Here is an 18,443-nt window from a genome sequence, read left to right as displayed (position 1 = left end):
CACCGGGATATGCGGCCACGGTTGAACAACGTCATCCCCGCGCAGGCGGGGATGACGTTGGTTGCTTGACGACTTACCAGGCCAGTCCGTGGCCGAAGCTTTCCTTGTAGCGCTCCTCAAACTCGGCGCGGCTGAAGCCGTGGTTCTGAGTGCCGTGCTTCTCGATCTTGATCGCCCCCATCATGGCGGCGATGCGACCGGTGGTCTCCCAATCCATATCATTCATCAGGCCGTAGAGCAGGCCGGCGCGGAAGGCATCGCCGCAGCCGGTCGGATCATTGATTTCGTGCGGCTTGGCGGCCGGAATGTCGATGCGCTTGTTCTTGAGATAGATCTCCGAGCCCTTGGCGCCGCGGGTGATGATCAGGGCCTCGACCCGCTCGGCGATCTCGTGCGGCGACCAGCCGGTGCGTTCCTGGATCAGTTCGCCCTCATAGTCGTTGACGCAGACATAGCTGGCCTTGTCGATGAAGTCCTTGAGATCGTCGCCACCGAACAGGGGCAGGCCCTGGCCCGGGTCGAAGATGAAGGGAATGCCGGCCTCGGCGAACTGGGTGGCGTGCTCGAGCATGCCGTCACGGCCGTCGGGCGAGACCATGCCCAGGGTCACGCCGCTGGCGTTCTGGACCCGGTTCTGATGCGCCAGGTCCATCGCACCGGGGTGAAAGGCGATGATCTGGTTGTCGTCCATGTCGGTGGTGATGAAGGCCTGCGCGGTGTAGGTCTCGTTGATCTGTTTGATGTAGTCGCGCGCGATGCCGTGCCGGTCCATCCACTCGGCATAGGGGCCGAAGTCCGCGCCCACCGTGCCCATGGGCTTGCCCTCGCCGCCCAGCAGCTTGAGGTTGTAGGCGATGTTGCCGGCGCAGCCGCCGAACTCGCGGCGCATGTCCGGCACATGGAAGGCCACGTTCAGGATGTGGACCTTGTCGGGCAGGATGTGGTTCTTGAACTTGTCGTGGAACACCATGATGGTGTCATAGGCCATGGAACCACAAATCAGAGCAGACATTCGGATACCTCCGTTACAGCTTTAAATGAATTCGATAAGAACCAGAGTAATAGCCACGGAATACACGGAAAGCACGGACAATTCAAAGCAGGTTGGGTCAGGCGCGCAGCGCCGTAACCCAACAAGCCGCCTGCAGAACCAGAGACACCGTCATCCCCGCGTAGGCGGGGATCCAGTTGCCGCGGCGGTTTATGGATTCCCGCCTACGCGGGAATGACGGTGTAATACCGAAGCCATGTATTCTGCCGGGTTCCACCTGTTGAATGGTTATGCCTTTGTCCGTGCTTTCCGTGCTTTCCGTGCTTTCCGTGGCCATCTCAAAAAAACAGAATCAACCCCCAGACCGCACCGGCGGTCAGCAGACTGGTCAGCACCGCCGCCGAGCCCATGTCCTTGGCGCGCCCGGCCAGGGGGTGGTGCTCGTCGCTGATCCGGTCCACGGCCGTTTCCATGGCCGAGTTGAGCAGTTCGACGATGGGCACCAGCATCCAGCTGGCGATCATCAGGGCCTTTTCCACCCCGGACTCTCCCAGCCACAGGGCCAGGGGAACGAACACCAGGGTGGCGGCCATCTCCTGGCGGAAGGCGGCCTCGTGGCGCAGCGCCGCGCGCCAGCCGCGCCAGGAGAAACGGGTGGCGTTGATCAGGCGGGTGAAACCGGTATTGCCATCCGGCTTGCCCACATTCAGTTCTCCGCCCAGGCCAGATCCAGTTCGCGCGCGGCGCGCACGTCATCCAGACGCCGCACCGGCTGGGTGTGCGGGGCCTCCTTGAGCACCTCGGCATTGGTCTCGGCCTCTTCCTGGATCTTCACCATGGCCTCGACGAAGCCGTCCAGTTCCTCGCGCGCCTCGGTCTCGGTCGGCTCGATCAGCAGGCACTCCGGCACCAGCAGCGGGAAGTAGGTGGTCGGGGCGTGATAGCCGTAATCCAGCAGCCGCTTGGCGAAGTCCATGGCGGTCACGTCCAGTTCCTTCTTCTGGCGCTTGAGGGTGACGATGAACTCGTGGGTGGCGCGGCGACCGGGGAAGGCCAGGTCGAAGCCGGCCTCGCGCAGCTTCACCATCAGGTAGTTGGCATTGAGCGTGGCGAAGTCGGCGACGCGGTGCATGCCCTCGCGGCCCAGCAGCCGCGCATAGATGTAGGCACGCAGCAGCACGCCGGCATTGCCCATGAAGGCCGACAGCCGGCCGATGCTCTGCGGCTTCTCCTTTTCGGTGATCCAGTGATAGCGGTCGCCGTCGCGGCCCACCATCGGTACCGGCAGGAACGGCTCCAGGCGCTCGGACACGCCCACCGGTCCGGCGCCCGGGCCGCCGCCGCCGTGCGGGGTGGAGAAGGTCTTGTGCAGGTTCATGTGGATGACGTCGAAACCCATCACGCCGGGGCGCACCTTGCCCAGAATGGCGTTGAGGTTGGCACCGTCGTAGTAGAGCAGGCCGCCGGCCTCGTGCACGATACGGGCGATCTCCTGGATCCGGCGCTCGAATACGCCGAGCGTCGAGGGGTTGGTGAGCATGATGCCCGCCGTCTGCGGCCCCACCGCCTGCTTCAGCGCCTCCAGATCCACGTCCCCGTCCTTCATGGTCGGGATTTCACGCACCTTGTAGCCACACATGGTGGCGGTGGCCGGGTTGGTGCCATGGGCGGCGTCCGGGACGATGATCTCGCTGCGCTCGCTGTCGCCGCGCGCATCGTGATAGGCGCGGATCATGGCGACACCGGTGAACTCGCCCTGGGCGCCGGCGGCCGGTGTCAGCGAGACCGCCTTCATGCCGGTGATGTCCTTGAGCATCTCCTGCAACTCGTACATGCAGGCCATGAAGCCCTGGCCGGTCGCGGCCGGCGCCAGCGGATGCCGGCCCAGGAAGCCGGGCAGCATGGCGTAGGTGTTGCAGGCCCGCGGATTGTACTTCATGGTGCAGGAGCCCAGCGGATAGAACTGGGTGTCGATGGAGAAGTTCTTCTGCGACAGCCGCGTGTAATGACGCACCGCCTGCAGCTCGGACACCTCGGGCAGCCCGGGCACGTCCTCGCGCCGCAGGCCGGCGGGGATGTCGCTGACATCCGCCAGTTCGCGCGGCGAATGGCCGGGGGCCTCGCGGCCGGGTCGGGAATGTTCAAAAATCAGCATGATTCAGATGTCTCACTGGTTGTATAAGAGCGCCACGGAATACACGGAATACACGGAATACACGGAAAGCACGGAAAAGTTTTTATCATTGCCGTGGCGCTACGCGCCCGGCAACGACATATTCTGCAAACCACACGCTTTGCGGCGCTTTTACATCATATTATTCCGTGTTTTCCGTGTATTCCGTGGCGCTCTTGATCTTAAAAACTCACAACGCCGCGATGGCCTTGTCGTAATCCGGCTCCTGGGTGATCTCGGGCACCTGCTCGGCGTGGACCACCCGGTCGTTCTCATCGGCCACCACCACGGCACGGGAGTTGATGCCGGCCAGCGGGCCGTCGGTGATCAGCACACCGTAGTCCTTGCCGAAATTGCGGTCGCGCATCATCGACAGGGCCTGCACCTTGTCGATGTTCTCGGCGCTGCAGAAGCGACCCAGGGCAAAGGGCAGGTCGGCGGAGACGGTCAGCACCACCACGTCATCGCGGCCGCCGGCCAGCTGGTCGAACTTGCGCGTGGAGGCGGCGCATACGCCCGTGTCCAGGCTGGGCACGATGTTGATCAGCTTCTTCTTGCCCTTGAAGCTGGCCAGACTCACGTCATTGAGATCCTTGTCCACCAGCTTGAAGTCAGGCAGCTGGCTGCCGACGGCCGGCAGTTCGCCGATGGTGTTGATCGGATTACCTTCCAGCGTGATTTGTGCCATGGTCCACCTCCTGGTGCCTGTGTGTTGATGACATCCCGATTCCGGAATCTATAGCCACGGAAAACACGGAAAGCACGGAAAGCACGGACAGAAATAATGAAGACGCAGGCCGGGTTGGCCCTCAGGGCGCAAGCCGACGAATTCCACGGACATTTTCAAGTTCGCTGCGGCTGACCTGGGTACGGGGTCTTGTTGGGTTACGGCGCTTCGCGCCTAACCCAACCTACTTGAAATTGTCCGTGCTTTCCGTGTTTTCCGTGGCTATCGTGTTGTTCTGGACCTCCTCATCCTGCGCCTGTTCAGGCCATCTTCGGCTTCGCCGTGCGGCCGGCCGTGGCGTCACTGATGGCCCGGCTCATCTGCTCCGCATAATGATCCAGGTCCTGCCCGGTCTTGGTCTCGGTCGCGCAGACCAGCAGACAGTCCTCCAGCTCGGGATAGTCCTGCGCCAGGTCATAGCCGGCGATCAGATTGTCCCCGGCCAGCGCCGGCAGGACGGCGTCCAGCGACGCCCCCACCTTGAGCGCGCACTCGTGGAAATAAGGGCGGTTGAACACCGGACCGATGGCCGGATTGTCCTGGAACCGCTGCACCAGCGCACGGGTGTTGGCATGGCTGGCCGCGGCAATGCGCTGCAGCCCGGCGCCGCCGACGATGGCCATGAAGATGGTCGAGGCGGTCACCAGCAGGCCCTGATTGGTGCAGATGTTGGAGGTCGCCTTGGAGCGGCGGATATGCTGCTCGCGTGCCTGCAGGGTCAGGGTGTAGCCGGTGCGGCCGTCGCGGTCGACGGTGCGGCCGACGATGCGCCCGGGCATCTGGCGCACGTGTTCCTTGCGGCAGCACATGTAACCGTAGTAGGGCCCGCCGGAGGACAGCGGCACGCCCAGCGGCTGGCCCTCGCCGCAGGCGATGTCGGCGCCCTTCTCGCCCCAGCGCCCCGGCGGGGTGAGCAGGGCCGCGGCCATGGGATTGGCCACGGCGATGACCAGTGCGCCGTTGGCGTGGGCCCAGTCGGTCAGGTCGTCCACGTCCTCGAGGATGCCGAAGAAGTTGGGCTGAGCGATCACCAGGGCGGTGATGTCCTCGCCCTCGTACTGCTTCAGTGCCTCGACCGGGGTATGGCCGCCGGCCGGATCGTAGGGGACCTCGACCAGATCGATGTCCTGATTGTCGACAATGGTGCGGGTGGTGGCGCGATAGGTCGGATGCACGGCCACCGGCATCAGTACCTTGCGCGACTTCGACTTGCGATTGGCCCGCACCGCCATCAGCACCGCCTCGGCCAGCGCCGAGGCGCCGTCGTAGAGCGAGGCGTTGGAGGCGTCCATGGCCATCAGCCGCGTCATCATGGTCTGGTATTCGTAAATCACCTGCAGCGTGCCCTGGCTGGCCTCGGCCTGGTAGGGCGTATAGGCGCTGTAGAACTCGCCACGGGTGGTGATCTCCCACACCGCCGCCGGGATGTGGTGCTCGTAGGCGCCGGCGCCGATGAAGTTCAGCGGCCGGCCGTCCTGTTCGGCGCGCTCCAGCATCAGCCGGGCCAGTTCGGGCTCGCCCAGGGTCTCGGGCACTCCGTCCAGGTGCTTGATGCGCAGATCCTGCGGGATCTCGTCGAACAGGGCCTCAATGCTCTCGGCCCCGATGGCCTCGAGCATGGCGCGGATATCGTCTTCAGTGTGCGGGATAAAGGGCATAGTCAATCAGCTGCAGATTCTCAAATGTAGGATGGGTGAAGGCGCGCAGCGCCGTAACCCATCGCGGCCAGGCAATGATGGGTTGCGCTTCGCTCCACCCATCCTACTCTGGGCATGAATCAGTGCTCCTCGGACTCCAGATAGGACTGATAGGCCTCGGCGTCCATCAGGGCATCAAGCTCGCTGCTGTCGTTCGGATTGAGCTTCATCAGCCAGCCGTCCCCGAAGGGGTCCTGATTGACCAGTTCCGGGCTGTCGGCCAGGGCGTCGTTGCCCTCGGTCACCTCGCCGGCGATGGGCGCATAGACATCGGAGGCCGCCTTCACCGATTCCACCACGGCGCAGGCATCGCCCGCGGCGAAACTGGTTCCCGCCTCGGGCACCTCGATATAGACCATGTCACCGAGCTGGTCCTGGGCGTGATCGGTGATGCCGACCACGACGCTGCCGTCGGCCTCGATGCGCACCCATTCATGGCTTTTGGTGTATTTGAGTTCGCCGGGTACTTCGCTCATCTATCTGTCCTCTTCGTTGTGAGGTGTAATTTAAAGAGCGCCACGGAATACACGGAAAACACTGAATGTTTTCTGTCATCGCCGGGCGCGTAGCGCCCAGGCGATGATACTAACGGTGTTACATTCATATTTTCCGTGCTTTCCGTGTATTCCGTGGCGCTCTTGGTGTCTTGATCTCTTGATCTCCGTGACGCTCCTGATCTTCAGTCAGACCCTGACCTCGCCATGGCGGACGAAGGGCGGTTTGACCACGCGCGCCGGGATGCGCTTGCCGCGGATCTCGATCTCGACCTTGTCACCGGCCGCGGCCGGGATGCGTGCCAGCGCAATCGAGCCGCCGATCGTGGGCGAGAAGCTGCCGCTGGTCACCTCGCCCTCGCCGGCCTCGGTGATCACCTTCTGGTGATTGCGGATCACGCCCTTGCCCTCGAGCACCAGGCCGACCAGCTTGCTTGCCACCCCGGCCTCGCGTTGGGCCTCGAGCGCCGCGCGGCCGATGAAGTCACGCTCGGCGGGCTCCCAGGCCAGGGTCCAACTCAGGCCGGACTCCAGCGGCGTGGTCTCCTCGGTCATGTCGGAACCGTAGAGGTTCATGCCGGCCTCCAGGCGCAGGGTGTCGCGCGCGCCCAGCCCGATGGGGCTGACGCCATTGTCGAACAGGGCCTGCCACAGGCGCGGGGCATCGGCCTCGGGCAGGACGATCTCGAAGCCGTCCTCGCCGGTGTAGCCGGTGCGGGCCACGAACCAGCCGGATTCCTGCATGCCGTTCAACGCGGCGAAGAAGGGCTTGAGTTCGGCCGCACCGTCGCGCAGGGTGGCCGGCAACAGGTTCAGCACGTGTTCCCGTGCGTTCGGCCCCTGGACGGCGATCATGGCCAGGTCGTCGCGTTCCTGCACCTCGACGCCGAAGGGCTCGGCCTGGCGGCGGATCCAGTCCAGATCCTTGTCCCGCGTGGCGGCGTTGACCACCATGCGGAAACAGTCCTCGCGGACATAATAGGTGATGAGGTCGTCGATGACGCCGCCCTGCTCGTTGAGCATGCAGCTGTACAGCGCCTTGCCGGGCGCCTGGAGACGATCGATATTGTTGGCGAGCAGCTTGCGCAGGAAGGCGCGGGTGTTGTCGCCGTGCAGGTCCACCACCGTCATGTGCGAGACGTCGAACATGCCGACGTCCCTGCGGACCTGGTGGTGTTCATCGACCTGGGAGCCGTAGTTGATCGGCATGTCCCAGCCGGCGAAATCGACCAGCTTGCCGCCCTGGCGGACGTGCAGGTCGTACAACGGGGTATGTCTGCCCATGGTGTTGACTCTCGACTGCTTGGCCGCGGCGATAATGCAGGCGCGACGGGTTAATGGAAACCGTCGCCCCTCTGTCCACGGAAAGCCGGGCTTTCCAACCTGAGAGTGTAGGCGCCTGCCGGACGCCCCGCCCCTTCGGTGGGCCTGCCAGTCCGATAGTCGGGGCAGACCGCTCTCCAGAGTCAACGTACCGCGACGGTCCTTCTGCCTGAGCGTTTCCGGGCGAGTTGCGCCTTCGGCGGCCCCGTGGTGGATCAGGAGGGGCTCTCTCCCGCAGCGGTAATCAGTTGATGGATTGACTATACCCGGCTGCCTGCGAGAATCCAAGTCCGCCCCCTTAAAACCTCAATCAGTCAGGGTATTTCCCCAGCGATAGGCCCAGGTACGGCGTCCCGAGCGCCGGTCGCTGCGCCACAGATAGACCCCGCTGACCGGATCGAAGGCCAGGGCGTAGTCGCTCACCGTGCCCACAGGGACCCCTGAATCTGTTTTTATTTCAGCAACATGCCACTCGCCGCGGCGTGGATCGAAGGCAAAGAAATGCCCCTCTCGCACCCCGCCGCCGATCAGTTCATGCACCGGATCGTAGGCCCAGGCGTGAGCAGTCTCGCCGGGGGATTCGAGCGCCAGCCGGCGTATCCGGCTTTCCGACCAGTCGGTACGATTCAGAGTGATCTCGTAGACGCCCTCGAGCACCTGCCTGCCCTTCGCGCGCCCGCCCTGAACCATATAGTAGAAGCGATCCAGCGGCGGGAAATAGACCAGACTGCGGGCCCAGTGCATGTCGGGATGGCTGAATTCCAGGTGCGTGGTCATGCGGCCGCTGGCCGGGTCGAAGCTGCGCAGGCTGCGCCGGTCCACCAGCAGCACCCGGCCGCTGACCGGGTCGGTCTCGGCGGCGAAGGGATAGCCCAGGGACGGGACCTGGGTATAGCGCCAGCGGCGGCGGTCCGGGTCGTAGGCCGCCACCCGACCCTCGGCGATGACGTAGGGCTGCCCCTCCGGGAGCCGGTGGCAGCCGCGCCCCCGCCCCTGGACCTTGGCGAACAGGAACAGTTCGGCCGCCTCGCCGGCGATGGTCAGCAGGTCGTAACTGTGGCGGGCGATGGGGTGGTTGCTGCTGATCCAGCGCCCGGCCTCGACATCCACATTGTCCAGCCGGCGCTCCTCGCAGGGGGTCGGCGCATAGGCCGAGCGCCATTCCAGGCTGGCCAGGTCGAGGACCTCGACGTCGTCGCGGTAGGTGGCGGCATGGCCGCCGCCGAACAGCAGCAGCTGATGCCGGGCCGGGTGATAGACCAGGCCGCTGTAGTCGGTAATGGTGGCGCAGTTGCTGGTGTCGCGATCCTCGCCGTTGGGGCATTCATAGCGGCCCAGGTCCAGCGCCTGGTTCGGGCCCAGCTGCTGCAGGCGGGGGTGCGGGCGCGGCTCGGCGCCGGCCGATGTCGCCATCAGGACAGTCAACAGCAGGGACCAGAGCAATCGCATGCGGCAAGTGTAGACGATGCGCACAAGATCACCGGTCACACATCATGTGTAGGATGGGTGGAGCAAAGCGCAACCCATCGCAACCGGGATGATGGGTTGCGCTGCGCTTCACCCATCCTACGATCAGCTGTCCGGCCGCACCAGCCGCGGCAGATCGCCGGCTCGACCCATGGCATGCCGGGCCAGCAGGGACTTGACCGGAGTCAGGCGGTCCACCGTGCCCAGGCCCAGGTTGCGCAGCAGGCGCACCGGGGTGAGCGGGCTGGCGAACAGCCACTTGAAGCCGTCCATGGCCGACTGCATCAGGGCATTCTCGCCGCGGCGCCAGCGCTCGTAGCGGCGCAGGTTGGCATGGGCACCGATATCGCGGCCGGCCGCTGCAGTGTCCGCCACCACCTCGGCCAGCGCGGCCACATCCAGCAGTCCCAGGTTCACGCCCTGCCCGGCCAGCGGATGAATGACATGGGCGGCATCGCCGACCAGGGCCAGACGCTGCTGCACATAATCCACGGCATGCAGACGGCGCAGCGGGAAGCCGCCCCGTGCGTTCACGCGCGTGATCGCGCCCAGTTCGTAGTCAAAGGCCCGCCCCAACTCGATACAGAATTCATCCTCCGGCAGGGCGAGCAGACGCTCGGCCTCTTCCGGCGTGGTGGACCAGACGATGGAGCAGCGCCCGTCGCGCAACGGCAGGAAGGCCAGCGGCCCAGTCGGCAGGAAGCGCTGCCAGGCGGTCCCGGCATGCGGGCGATCGGTGGTCACCACCGCGACCACGGCGGTCTGCTCATAATCATGCGTCTCGATCCCGATACCGGCCAACTCCCGCACCCGGGAACCGGCGCCGTCGGCACCGACCAGCAGGGCGGCGGTGAGTTCGCGGCCGTCTTCCAGCCGCACCGACACCCCGGCAGGGTCAACGTGGAAATCGGCCAGCACCGCCGGACAGATGCGTTCCAGCCCCGACCGCGCCCGCTGGCCGTCGAGCAGGGCGGCCTGGATGACACGCTGCTCGACAATATGGCCCAGCCAGGGCTCACCCAGTTCCGCAGCGTCGAAGTGGATGCGACCGGGGCCGGCGGCATCCCAGACCTCCATTGCCTGATAGGGGCTCACGCCGCGCTGACGAATGCCCTCCCACACCCCCAGCCGTTCGAACAGGGTCTGGGAGGCGCAGGTGACGGCATAGACCCGCTGGTCGATGCTGTCGGCCGGCCAGTCGGTCACCGGCTCGCGGGTATCGATCAGCGCGACCCGCAGGCCGGCATCGGCCAGGGCGCAGGCGAGGCTGCCTCCGACCACGCCGCCGCCGGCGATGATAACGTCATGGGAGCGTTCGCTTGTCTGCATCTGTCACCTGCCTGAACGATGGGTTGCGCTGCGCTCCACCCATCCTACGCATGCCCTGTAGGATGGGTGAAGGCGCTTCGCGCCGAAACCCATCAAGGCCTTCACAATTCCACCCCCCGCGCCAGCCGCGGCAGCCGGCCGCTGCGGCCCATGGTCAGGCGACCGAACAGCCGCTTGGCCGGCGGACACAGATCCATGGCCAGCATGCCGGCATCGCGCAGCAGCGCCACCGGCGCCAGTGGCTGGGTGAACAGCCGGGTCAGACCGTCGGTGAAGGCGATCACCCGGCGGTGATCGGCCCGGCGCCAGTCGGCGTAGCGTTGCAGCACTGCCGCCGCGCCGATGTCCCGTCCCGCACGGCGGGCATCACAGATCACCTCGGCCAGCGCGGCCACATCGCGCAGACCCAGATTGAAACCCTGGCCGGCGATGGGATGCAGGGTGTGGGCGGCATTGCCGATCAGCGCCAGGCGCGGGCGAATCGATTCCTGCGCCCGCACCAGACGCAGCGGATAGGCGTCGCGCCGGCCGACCCGCTCGAAGTGCCCCACCCGATAGCCGAAACGCGCCTGCAGCCGGGCCAGGAAGCCGGCATCGTCGAGCGCCATGATCTCATCGACCTGCGCCGACGGCAGGGTCCAGACCACCGAGCAGCGCCCCTCCGACATGGGCAGCAGCGCAATCGGGCCCTGGTCGGTGAAGCGCTCGTAGGCCACCTGCTGATGGGGCCGGGCGGTACGGATATTGGTAATGATCGCGGTCTGGCGGTAATCCCATTCGGTGGCGACGATGCCCAACGTCTCCCGTACCCTCGAGCGGGCGCCATCGGCGGCCACCACCAGGTCGGCCGTGACCTCGACCGCCGCGCCCTCATGTCGCAGGCGCACGCGCGCCGCTGTGTCCGTGTTGTCGATGGCGGTGACTTCGGCCGGTGTTATCAGTTCAAGCGAGTCAAGCTGCCGCACCCGCGCAGCCAGCACCTGCCCCAGTTCACGACTGAGGGCCACATAGCCCAGCGCCGGGACGCCCTCCTCGCGCCGATCCAGACGGGTGAAGCCGAAACGGCCGCGGTCGGAGACATGAATATGCTCGATGGGCGTGGCGGCCGGGGCGATGTCGGCCCACAATCCCATGCCTTCGAAGATCCGACGCGAGCCGGCGGCCAGGGCGATGGCGCGGTCATCGAAACTGGCCTGACTGCGGCTGCCGAAAGGGGCGGCCTCAATCATCCCGATGCGCAGCGGCGGCTGCAGTCCGGCACCCGCCAGAGCGCAGGCCAGGCTGGCCCCGACCAGTCCGCCGCCGACGATCAGGATGTCGTAATGCTCAGTCACTGCCGACAATGGCCTCGATCTCGTCCACCGCCTTGGGGGCGCCGGTGCTGAGGATTTCGTAGCCGTCCTTCGTGACCGCCACGTCGTCCTCGATGCGGATGCCGATGTCCCACCACTTCTTCGCCACGCCCTTCATGCCGGCGGGAATGTACAGCCCAGGCTCCACGGTCATCACCATGCCCTTCTCCAGCACCCGCCATTCGCCGCCGACCTTGTAGTCGCCGACATCGTGCACATCCATGCCCAGCCAGTGACCGGTGCGGTGCATGTAGAAGCGCTTGTAGGCCTCGTCCTTCACCAGCTTGCGTACATTGCCCTTGAGCAGGCCGAGCTGCACCAGCCCTTTCGTCAGCACCTTCACCGCCGCGTCGTGGGGATCGTTCCAGTGGTTGCCGGGCCGCACCTCCTCGATGGCCGCATGCTGGGCGTCCAGCACCAGTTCGTAGAGCGCGCGCTGAGGCTTGCTGAAACGGCCGCCCACCGGGAAGGTGCGGGTGATGTCGGAGGCGTAGTAATCATGCTCGGCACCGGCGTCGATCAGCAGCAGTTCACCCTCGTTGAGCCGGGCATTGTTCTCGGTGTAGTGCAGGATGCAGCCGTTGGCGCCGCCGCCGACGATGGGCGAATAGGCGTGCTCGCAGCCCTCGCGGCGAAAGGCGTGGGCGAACTCGGCCTCGACGGCGTATTCCATCAGCCCGGGGCGGGTGGCCTGCATGGCACGCACATGGGCGGCGGCCGCGATCCTGGCCGCCTTGCGCATGGTGCGCAACTCGGAGGCACTCTTGTACAGGCGCATGTCATGCACCAGGTGCTCCAGGGCGATGAGCTCGTCCGGGGTGCGCTCACCGCCGCGGCTGGCGGCGCGGATGCGGTTGAGCCAGCCCAGCATGCGCTGATCGAAGTCGGCCCGCAGGCCCATGGTGTAGAACACCCGCTCGCGGCCTTCCATCAACCCGGGCAGGATGTCGTCGATGTCGCCGATGGGGAAGGCATCGTCGGCGCCGTAATCGTTGCAGGCGCCCTCGGGGCCGGCGCGGCGTCCGGTCCAGGTCTCCCTGACCGGATCGCGCTCGCGACAGAACAGGATGAATTCGCCGTGCTCACGGCCCGGCGCCAGCACCAGCACTGCCTCAGGTTCGTGAAACCCGGTGAGATAGTAGAAGTCGCTGTCGGGGCGGAACGGAAATTCCACGTCCCGGTTGCGGATGCATTCGGGCGCGGTGGGCAGTATGGCCACCGAATCCGGCCCCATCATGCGCATCAGCTGGCGGCGGCGGCGGGCGAATTCCTTCGGGGTCATGGCGTGTTCCCTGGCAGGTTGCGCGCAACTTTCCCGTCATGGACGAATGTCCGGAAGGGCATAAACGCAGCGCGGCAATCCCATAATGAAGACTGAATCAGCTGGAGATTGCCACGTCGCTGTGCTCCTCGCAATGACGGGCCCTACTGCAGCCGCGGCGGCGCCTGGAGGGGCTGCAGCATCTCGGCGATGTAGAGCACCCCGACCCGCAGGTACTCCACGATCTCGGTCAGCGCGGCCTCGTCCTCCTCGCTGCCCTCTTCCCCGTCCAGGTTCAGGCGGGCGATCTCACCCATGTCCTGCAACAGCTCACGCACCTCGGGCGAACGGATCTCATCCTGGCGGACGCCGCCCAGTCCCAGGCCGAACAGGAAACCGTGGCACCAACTGCCCAGCGCCTCGGTACGGTCGCCCAGCGGGGCCTCGTCATCCGGCAGCATCAGTTCCAGTTCCATGTCGCCCGAGTACAGCGCCGTACTCAGAGACTCCGCCAGGCTGTTGAGCTCCTTGCGGCAGGCCTCGACCGCGGCGCTGTCGGTATCGACGCCCTCCTCGAAGATCTCGCTCAGCCATTGTGTTTCATTGACCCGTCCGGACGCGCACAGCAGGCCGCAGAACAGGCCCTGGGCCTCGGCGGCGTCAAGCTCGGAGCGGGCCCGGGCCAGGCTGGCTTCCAGGCGTTGATAGCTGTCGGTCGTCGTCGTCATGGCGGGAATCAAGATTCGGCAGAATTCGCCGCCATTATGACATATCTGCGGCCCCAATCCTGAGCAACGCCATGCAGGCCGCTGACACACGGACAATTGACCCTGTCAAGCCACCGATCTATAGTGAACGCCATGGAAAAGGACAGCGTACAACAAATGGCGGAACAGGAACTTAAGCGCCTGGAATTCCGCATTGACGAACTGATCCGCACGGTCGAGCGGCTCAAGGAGGAGAACCGTTCCCTGCGCGCCCAGCAGCACAGCCTGACCTCGGAACGGTCCCAGCTGGTCGAGCGCAACGAAATGGCCCGCAGCCGGGTCGAGGCCATGATCAGCCGCCTCAAGGCCATGGAGCAGAGCACGTGAGCCAGGGGACGGATGCCAAGCCGATCACCGTCAAGATCCTGGACAAGGACTACCGCATTTCCTGCCCCGAGGAGGAACGCGACGGTCTCATCGCCTCGGCTGAATACCTCAGCGCCAGGATGCGCGAGATCCGCGACAACAGCAAGATCATCGGCACCGACCGCATCGCCGTCATGGCCGCGCTGAACCTGGCACATGAACTGCTCGAGAAGCAGAACCGCAAGCAGGACTACTATCAGAACATCAGCACCCGCATCCGCAGCCTGCAGGAAAAGATCGAGCTGGCCCTGAACAAGGGCAACCAGCTGGAATTGTGATTTTTCCGAAATAATAAAAAGCGCCACGGAATACACGGAAAAACACGGACAAAAACCAAAGCGCAAGCATTTCATTCTTTGCCGGGCGCATAGCGACCCGGCAATGAAACACAGGAATTTCCGTGTCTTCCGTGTATTCCGTGGCGCTCTTGACCACCCCTTGAGAGCCCCGCCCCCGGATGCGTTATACTGTCCTCACGGCACCCCCTGCGCTACAGGTCAGCGGTCAGGTAATTCTTGAGCCGACAATCTTTGACCTCGGGAACAGGCTTCAGCGGCCGGTGCGCACGACCGCCATGCGCGGTAAGCCTGAAGGTACGCTGCGAAGTTCCCAACTTGAACTTACGGTTCAAGGTCAACGGCCGCAACGGTACGGGCGGAGGGTGCCGCCTTTATTTATAGCCACGGAAAACACGGAAAGCACGGACGTGAACAATGTATTCGTAGGTCGGGTTAGCCCGCAGGGCGTAACCCGACACTTTCCGCGGCACATGTCGGATTACGCTTTGCTAACCCGACCTACCATAGATCTTTCACGTCCGTGCTTTCCGTGTTTTCCGTGGCGCTCTTGATCTTTGACATAAAAACATGACCGACCGCAGATCGCTGCGCCGCCGCATGCGCCAGGCCCGACGCGCCCTCAGCCCCCGCCAGCGGCAGCAACTCGCCGAGGCCGTGGACCGCCGCCTGCACCGGCACAAGCTGTTCTATGCCAGCCGCCACATTGCCGCCTATCTGGCGGTGGACGGCGAAGTCGACGCCACCCCGTTGATGCAGCGCGCCTGGGCCATGGGCAAGATCCTCTACCTGCCGGTACTGCTGCCCTGCGGCGAGAACCGGCTCTGGTTCGCGCCCTACAGGCCCGGGGACAAACTGGTCCCCAACCGCTTCGGTATCCTGGAGCCGGCGCGCGCCGCCCACACCCGCGTCTCGCCCCATCGGCTCGATCTGGTGCTGGCCCCGCTGGTCGCCTTCGACAACCAGGGCAACCGCCTGGGCATGGGCGGCGGCTTCTACGACCGCAGCTTCGCCTATCTGGCCCGCCACCGCAGTTACCGCCGCCCCCGGCTGCTGGGGCTGGCCTACGAGTTCCAGCGCCAGCCGCAACTCGACCACCAGCCCTGGGACGTGCCGCTGGCCGGGGTGGCAACGGAGGCCAGGATATCCCTGTTCGATTTTAATACCACTTCCAAACTCGGGCGGGAATAACGCAGAGTACGCAGAGACGCGGAGGCGCAGAGTAATCGAATAATAAATATCTTTGCGTCTCTGCGCCTTTGCGGCCTCTGCGTTAAAGCCGCCGGGGGCAAATACAGGCCTCAGCCCAAACAGGAGATAAAGATGAACTACTGGCTGATGAAATCCGAACCCGACGTCTTCGGCATCGACCATCTGAAACAGGCGCCGAAAAAGACCGAGCACTGGGACGGCGTGCGCAACTATCAGGCGCGCAACATGATGCGGGACGAAATGAAAAAGGGCGATCAGGTCTTCTTCTATCACTCCAACTGTGACGAGCCCGGCATCGTCGGCATCATGAAGGTCGTGAAAGAGGGCTATCCCGACCACACCGCCTTCGATCCCGAGGCCAAATACCACGACCCCAAGAGCGATCCGGACAATCCCCGCTGGTTCATGGTGGACGTGCAGTACGTGCGCAAGCTCAAGCGCAACATCCCGCTGTCGGAACTGAAGCAATACAACGAACTGGAGGACATGCCCCTGGTGCGCAAGGGCAACCGGCTGTCCATCATGCCGGTGACGAAGCGGCAGTGGGATTTCATCCTCGGGCTGGAGTGAACCCACAAAAAAAGAGCGCCACGGAATACACGGAAAGCACGGACAGGAATAATGTGATTTCAGGTCGACGCTTTCGCTTGACCCGCTCCACGGCCTCTACTATAGGAAGGTAAAGGCATCCCGATCGATGCCGGCGATCGCGCCCGGAAGGCGCAGGAGGCCGTTGTGATGCATACCATCTATATCCATATCGACGAGGAACTGACTCCGGAACAGCTGCAGGAACTGCATGAGACGATCGGCGGCCTGTCCTTCGTCACCGACGTCGAGGTCAACAGCCGGCTGCCGCATGACCTCCTGGTGGAGTACGAGCCGCAGCGCGGCATGCCCATGCCCATCATCAATCAATTGAACCGAATGGGCCTGCATGCGGATGTAACGTCCTGCTGATCCGCTGTTTCACGTCATTGCGAGGAGCGGAGCGACGCGGCAATCTCGTGACGCTCGCCGCAACACATTGGGAGATTGCTTCGTCGCTCCGCTCCTCGCAATGACAGGCCATATTTGACTCAGGTAAGCACCTTTCAGCTACAACTACATTATTTTCGTCCGTGCTTTCCGTGTATTCCGTGGCGCTCTGCGCTCCTGATCTTCAGCCCAGAAACAACTCATAGGCCGGGTTGCCGTCCTCCTCCCAGTAGGGATAGCCGACCTTGTCCAGGTACTCGCGGAAGCGCTTGCGGTCCTTCGCCGGCACCTGGATGCCGGCCAACACCCGGCCGTAGGCCGCGCCGTGGTTGCGGTAGTGGAACAGACTGATATTCCAGTGCTGACCGATGGCGGTGAGGAATTTCAGCAGGGCGCCGGGGCGCTCGGGGAACTCGAACCGGTACAGGATCTCGTCCTCCAGCCCACCGGCATGACCGCCGACCAGGTGACGGATGTGCAGCTTGGCCATCTCGTTGTCGGTCATGTCCAGCACCGGATAGCCCTCGGCCTGCAGCCGTTCGACCAACTCCCGGCGCTCCTCCTCCCCGCCGGTCATCTCCACCCCGGCGAACACGTGGGCCTCCGTGGCATCCGAATAGCGGTAGTTGAACTCGGTGATGCTGCGCTGTCCGATGGCCTTGCAGAAGGCGCGGAAGCTGCCCGGGCGCTCGGGGATGGTCACGGCCAGCAGGGCCTCGCGCCGCTCGCCCAGTTCGGCCCGCTCGGCCACGTGGCGCAGGCGGTCGAAATTGATGTTGGCCCCGCTGCTGATGGTGACCAGATCCTGGTCCGCGGTGCCATTAGCTTCGACATAGCGCTTCATCCCCGCCACCGACAGGGCGCCGGCGGGCTCGACAATGGAGCGGGTGTCGTCGTAGATGTCCTTGATGGCCGCACAGATCTCATCGGTACTGACCAGGATGACCTCGTCGACCAGTTTGCGGGCGATGCGGAAGGGCTCCTTGCCGACGGTACGCACAGCCGCGCCGTCAGCGAAAATGCCGACCTGCTTGAGCGTGACCCGGCGCTGGCGCTGCATGGCCGTGTACAGGCTGGGGGCATCTTCCGGTTCCACCCCGACGATGCGGATGTGCGGACGCAGGGTCTTGATGTAGGCGGCAATGCCGGCAATGAGCCCGCCGCCGCCCACCGGGACGAACACCGCGTCCGGATCGCCCGAGAACTGACGCAGAATCTCCATGCCCACCGTACCCTGGCCGGCGATGACCAGCGGATCATCGAAGGGGTGAACGAAGGTCAGTCCCTGCTTCTCCACCAGTTCCATGGCGTGGGCGTAGGCCTCGTCATAGCTGTCGCCGTGCAGCACGATCCTCGCGCCGAAGCTGCGCACCGCATCCACCTTGATCTGGGGCGTGGTGCGCGGCATTACGATCAGGGCCTTGATGCCGCGGTACTGCGCCCCCAGCGCCACGCCCTGGGCATGGTTGCCGGCCGAGGCCGCGATGACGCCCCTGGCGCAGGCGTCATCGTCGAGATGGGCAATGCGGTTGTAGGCCCCGCGCAGCTTGAAGGAAAACACCGGCTGCAGGTCTTCGCGTTTCATCCAGACCCGATTGCCCAGCCGCCGGGACAGCCGCGGCGCCGGGTCGAGCGGCGTCTCGCGCGCCACGTCATAGACGCGGGCGTTGAGAATGAGCTTGAGGGTGCGTTCCGGCATGGCGCTACGATAGCAGATATCCCGGCAAAGGCGCCACGGAATACACGGAAAGCACGGAAAATCTCACAGAAACTGCAAATCGCCTCCGTCATTGCAATACCCTGCCCCGGAGGTACCCATGATGAAGCCCGAAGGGATTCTATGGGAGCAGCGCGGCAATCTCGCAATGAAACCTCAGCCGGCAAGAGATTGCCACGGCGCTATGCGCCTCGCAATGACGGGTCAGTTGTTATTTGTCCGTGCTTTCCGTGTATTCCGTGGCGCTCTTGATTTTGACTTTTTTTTCAATCCCATGGCGGGTTAAGATTAGG

Annotated in this window: 19 protein-coding genes, 1 other RNA gene and 1 riboswitch; of the genes, 7 read left to right on the top strand and 13 right to left on the bottom strand. The window is 64.5% G+C overall.

The features are described 5' to 3' along the window. Positions 1-73: 73 nt before the first annotated feature. The 12 genes from COW1_RS14540 to COW1_RS14485 all read right to left on the bottom strand — a co-directional run bounded on the left by COW1_RS14540 (position 74) and on the right by COW1_RS14485 (position 13,542). The gene (locus tag COW1_RS14540) at positions 74-1,012 is read right to left on the bottom strand and encodes a carbohydrate kinase family protein (RefSeq protein ID WP_201344586.1); all 939 of its coding nucleotides are present in this window, start codon (positions 1,010-1,012) and stop codon (positions 74-76) included. A gap of 317 nt (positions 1,013-1,329) precedes the next feature. Then, entirely contained in the window at positions 1,330-1,695 is a 366-nt protein-coding gene (locus tag COW1_RS14535) for a diacylglycerol kinase (RefSeq protein ID WP_370590870.1), read from the bottom strand. A 2-nt stretch (positions 1,696-1,697) separates the two neighbouring features. Then, entirely contained in the window at positions 1,698-3,146 is a 1,449-nt protein-coding gene (gene gcvPB, locus COW1_RS14530) for an aminomethyl-transferring glycine dehydrogenase subunit GcvPB (protein ID WP_201344585.1), read from the bottom strand. 208 nt (positions 3,147-3,354) lie between these two features. Further along, positions 3,355-3,852 carry a thiol peroxidase gene (gene tpx / locus COW1_RS14525; RefSeq protein ID WP_096367265.1) on the bottom strand — a complete coding sequence of 166 codons (498 nt, stop codon included), beginning with the start codon at positions 3,850-3,852 and terminating at the stop codon, positions 3,355-3,357. Positions 3,853-4,151: 299 nt separating this feature from the next. Beyond that, the gene (gene gcvPA, locus COW1_RS14520) at positions 4,152-5,549 is read right to left on the bottom strand and encodes an aminomethyl-transferring glycine dehydrogenase subunit GcvPA (protein ID WP_201344584.1); all 1,398 of its coding nucleotides are present in this window, start codon (positions 5,547-5,549) and stop codon (positions 4,152-4,154) included. A gap of 119 nt (positions 5,550-5,668) precedes the next feature. Then, positions 5,669-6,064 (bottom strand): glycine cleavage system protein GcvH, encoded by a 396-nt coding sequence (gene gcvH / locus COW1_RS14515; RefSeq protein WP_201344583.1) that lies wholly within the window; start codon positions 6,062-6,064, stop codon positions 5,669-5,671. Between the two features lie 207 nt (positions 6,065-6,271). After that, complete coding sequence (gene gcvT, locus COW1_RS14510) at positions 6,272-7,366, bottom strand: glycine cleavage system aminomethyltransferase GcvT (RefSeq protein WP_096367268.1); 1,095 nt, start codon at positions 7,364-7,366, stop codon at positions 6,272-6,274. Positions 7,367-7,552: 186 nt separating this feature from the next. Continuing rightward, a riboswitch (glycine riboswitch) is annotated at positions 7,553-7,650 on the bottom strand. Between the two features lie 61 nt (positions 7,651-7,711). Then, positions 7,712-8,818, bottom strand: coding sequence for a hypothetical protein (locus COW1_RS14505; RefSeq protein WP_201344582.1), 1,107 nt, complete (start codon positions 8,816-8,818; stop codon positions 7,712-7,714). Between the two features lie 159 nt (positions 8,819-8,977). Continuing rightward, entirely contained in the window at positions 8,978-10,201 is a 1,224-nt protein-coding gene (locus tag COW1_RS14500; RefSeq protein WP_201344581.1) for a UbiH/UbiF/VisC/COQ6 family ubiquinone biosynthesis hydroxylase, read from the bottom strand. 101 nt (positions 10,202-10,302) lie between these two features. Then, positions 10,303-11,535, bottom strand: a complete 1,233-nt coding sequence (gene ubiH / locus COW1_RS14495; RefSeq protein ID WP_201344580.1) for a 2-octaprenyl-6-methoxyphenyl hydroxylase — start codon at positions 11,533-11,535, stop codon at positions 10,303-10,305. Beyond that, complete coding sequence (gene pepP / locus COW1_RS14490; protein ID WP_201344579.1) at positions 11,528-12,835, bottom strand: Xaa-Pro aminopeptidase; 1,308 nt, start codon at positions 12,833-12,835, stop codon at positions 11,528-11,530. The genes ubiH and pepP overlap by 8 nt, the downstream gene beginning before the upstream one ends. Before the next feature lie 143 nt (positions 12,836-12,978). Beyond that, a complete protein-coding gene (locus tag COW1_RS14485) occupies positions 12,979-13,542 on the bottom strand; it encodes a UPF0149 family protein (RefSeq protein WP_096367273.1) in 564 nt (187 codons plus the stop codon). A gap of 156 nt (positions 13,543-13,698) precedes the next feature. Between COW1_RS14485 and COW1_RS14480 the strand changes: the two genes are divergently transcribed. The 6 genes from COW1_RS14480 to COW1_RS14455 all read left to right on the top strand — a co-directional run bounded on the left by COW1_RS14480 (position 13,699) and on the right by COW1_RS14455 (position 16,415). Further along, on the top strand, positions 13,699-13,908 hold the full coding sequence (locus COW1_RS14480) for a TIGR02449 family protein (protein WP_096367274.1): 210 nt from the start codon (positions 13,699-13,701) through the stop codon (positions 13,906-13,908). Beyond that, entirely contained in the window at positions 13,905-14,225 is a 321-nt protein-coding gene (locus tag COW1_RS14475) for a cell division protein ZapA (RefSeq protein WP_096367275.1), read from the top strand. The genes COW1_RS14480 and COW1_RS14475 overlap by 4 nt, the downstream gene beginning before the upstream one ends. A gap of 201 nt (positions 14,226-14,426) precedes the next feature. Next, a non-coding RNA gene (ssrS, locus tag COW1_RS14470) (6S RNA) lies at positions 14,427-14,612 on the top strand. A 201-nt stretch (positions 14,613-14,813) separates the two neighbouring features. Then, positions 14,814-15,434: a 5-formyltetrahydrofolate cyclo-ligase gene (locus COW1_RS14465; RefSeq protein ID WP_201344578.1), complete on the top strand. Its 621-nt coding sequence runs from the start codon at positions 14,814-14,816 to the stop codon at positions 15,432-15,434. Positions 15,435-15,566: 132 nt separating this feature from the next. After that, positions 15,567-16,025 carry an EVE domain-containing protein gene (locus tag COW1_RS14460; RefSeq protein WP_201344577.1) on the top strand — a complete coding sequence of 153 codons (459 nt, stop codon included), beginning with the start codon at positions 15,567-15,569 and terminating at the stop codon, positions 16,023-16,025. A 168-nt stretch (positions 16,026-16,193) separates the two neighbouring features. After that, positions 16,194-16,415, top strand: a complete 222-nt coding sequence (locus COW1_RS14455) for a hypothetical protein (RefSeq protein WP_201344576.1) — start codon at positions 16,194-16,196, stop codon at positions 16,413-16,415. 202 nt (positions 16,416-16,617) lie between these two features. Here the strand turns inward: COW1_RS14455 and ilvA are convergent, their stop codons facing one another. Next, positions 16,618-18,132 carry a threonine ammonia-lyase, biosynthetic gene (gene ilvA / locus COW1_RS14450; RefSeq protein ID WP_201344575.1) on the bottom strand — a complete coding sequence of 505 codons (1,515 nt, stop codon included), beginning with the start codon at positions 18,130-18,132 and terminating at the stop codon, positions 16,618-16,620. A gap of 118 nt (positions 18,133-18,250) precedes the next feature. On the opposite strand from ilvA, the gene COW1_RS14445 reads away from it, so the two are divergent. Next, positions 18,251-18,436, top strand: a complete 186-nt coding sequence (locus COW1_RS14445) for a hypothetical protein (protein WP_201344574.1) — start codon at positions 18,251-18,253, stop codon at positions 18,434-18,436. Positions 18,437-18,443: the final 7 nt, after the last annotated feature.

The organism is Thiohalobacter sp. COW1 (genome assembly GCF_016629505.1).
Classification (GTDB): Bacteria; Pseudomonadota; Gammaproteobacteria; order Thiohalobacterales; family Thiohalobacteraceae; genus Thiohalobacter; species Thiohalobacter thiocyanaticus_A.
Note: the sequence above shows the minus strand (reverse complement) of the source record. Positions and strands in the feature narration are given on the sequence as shown.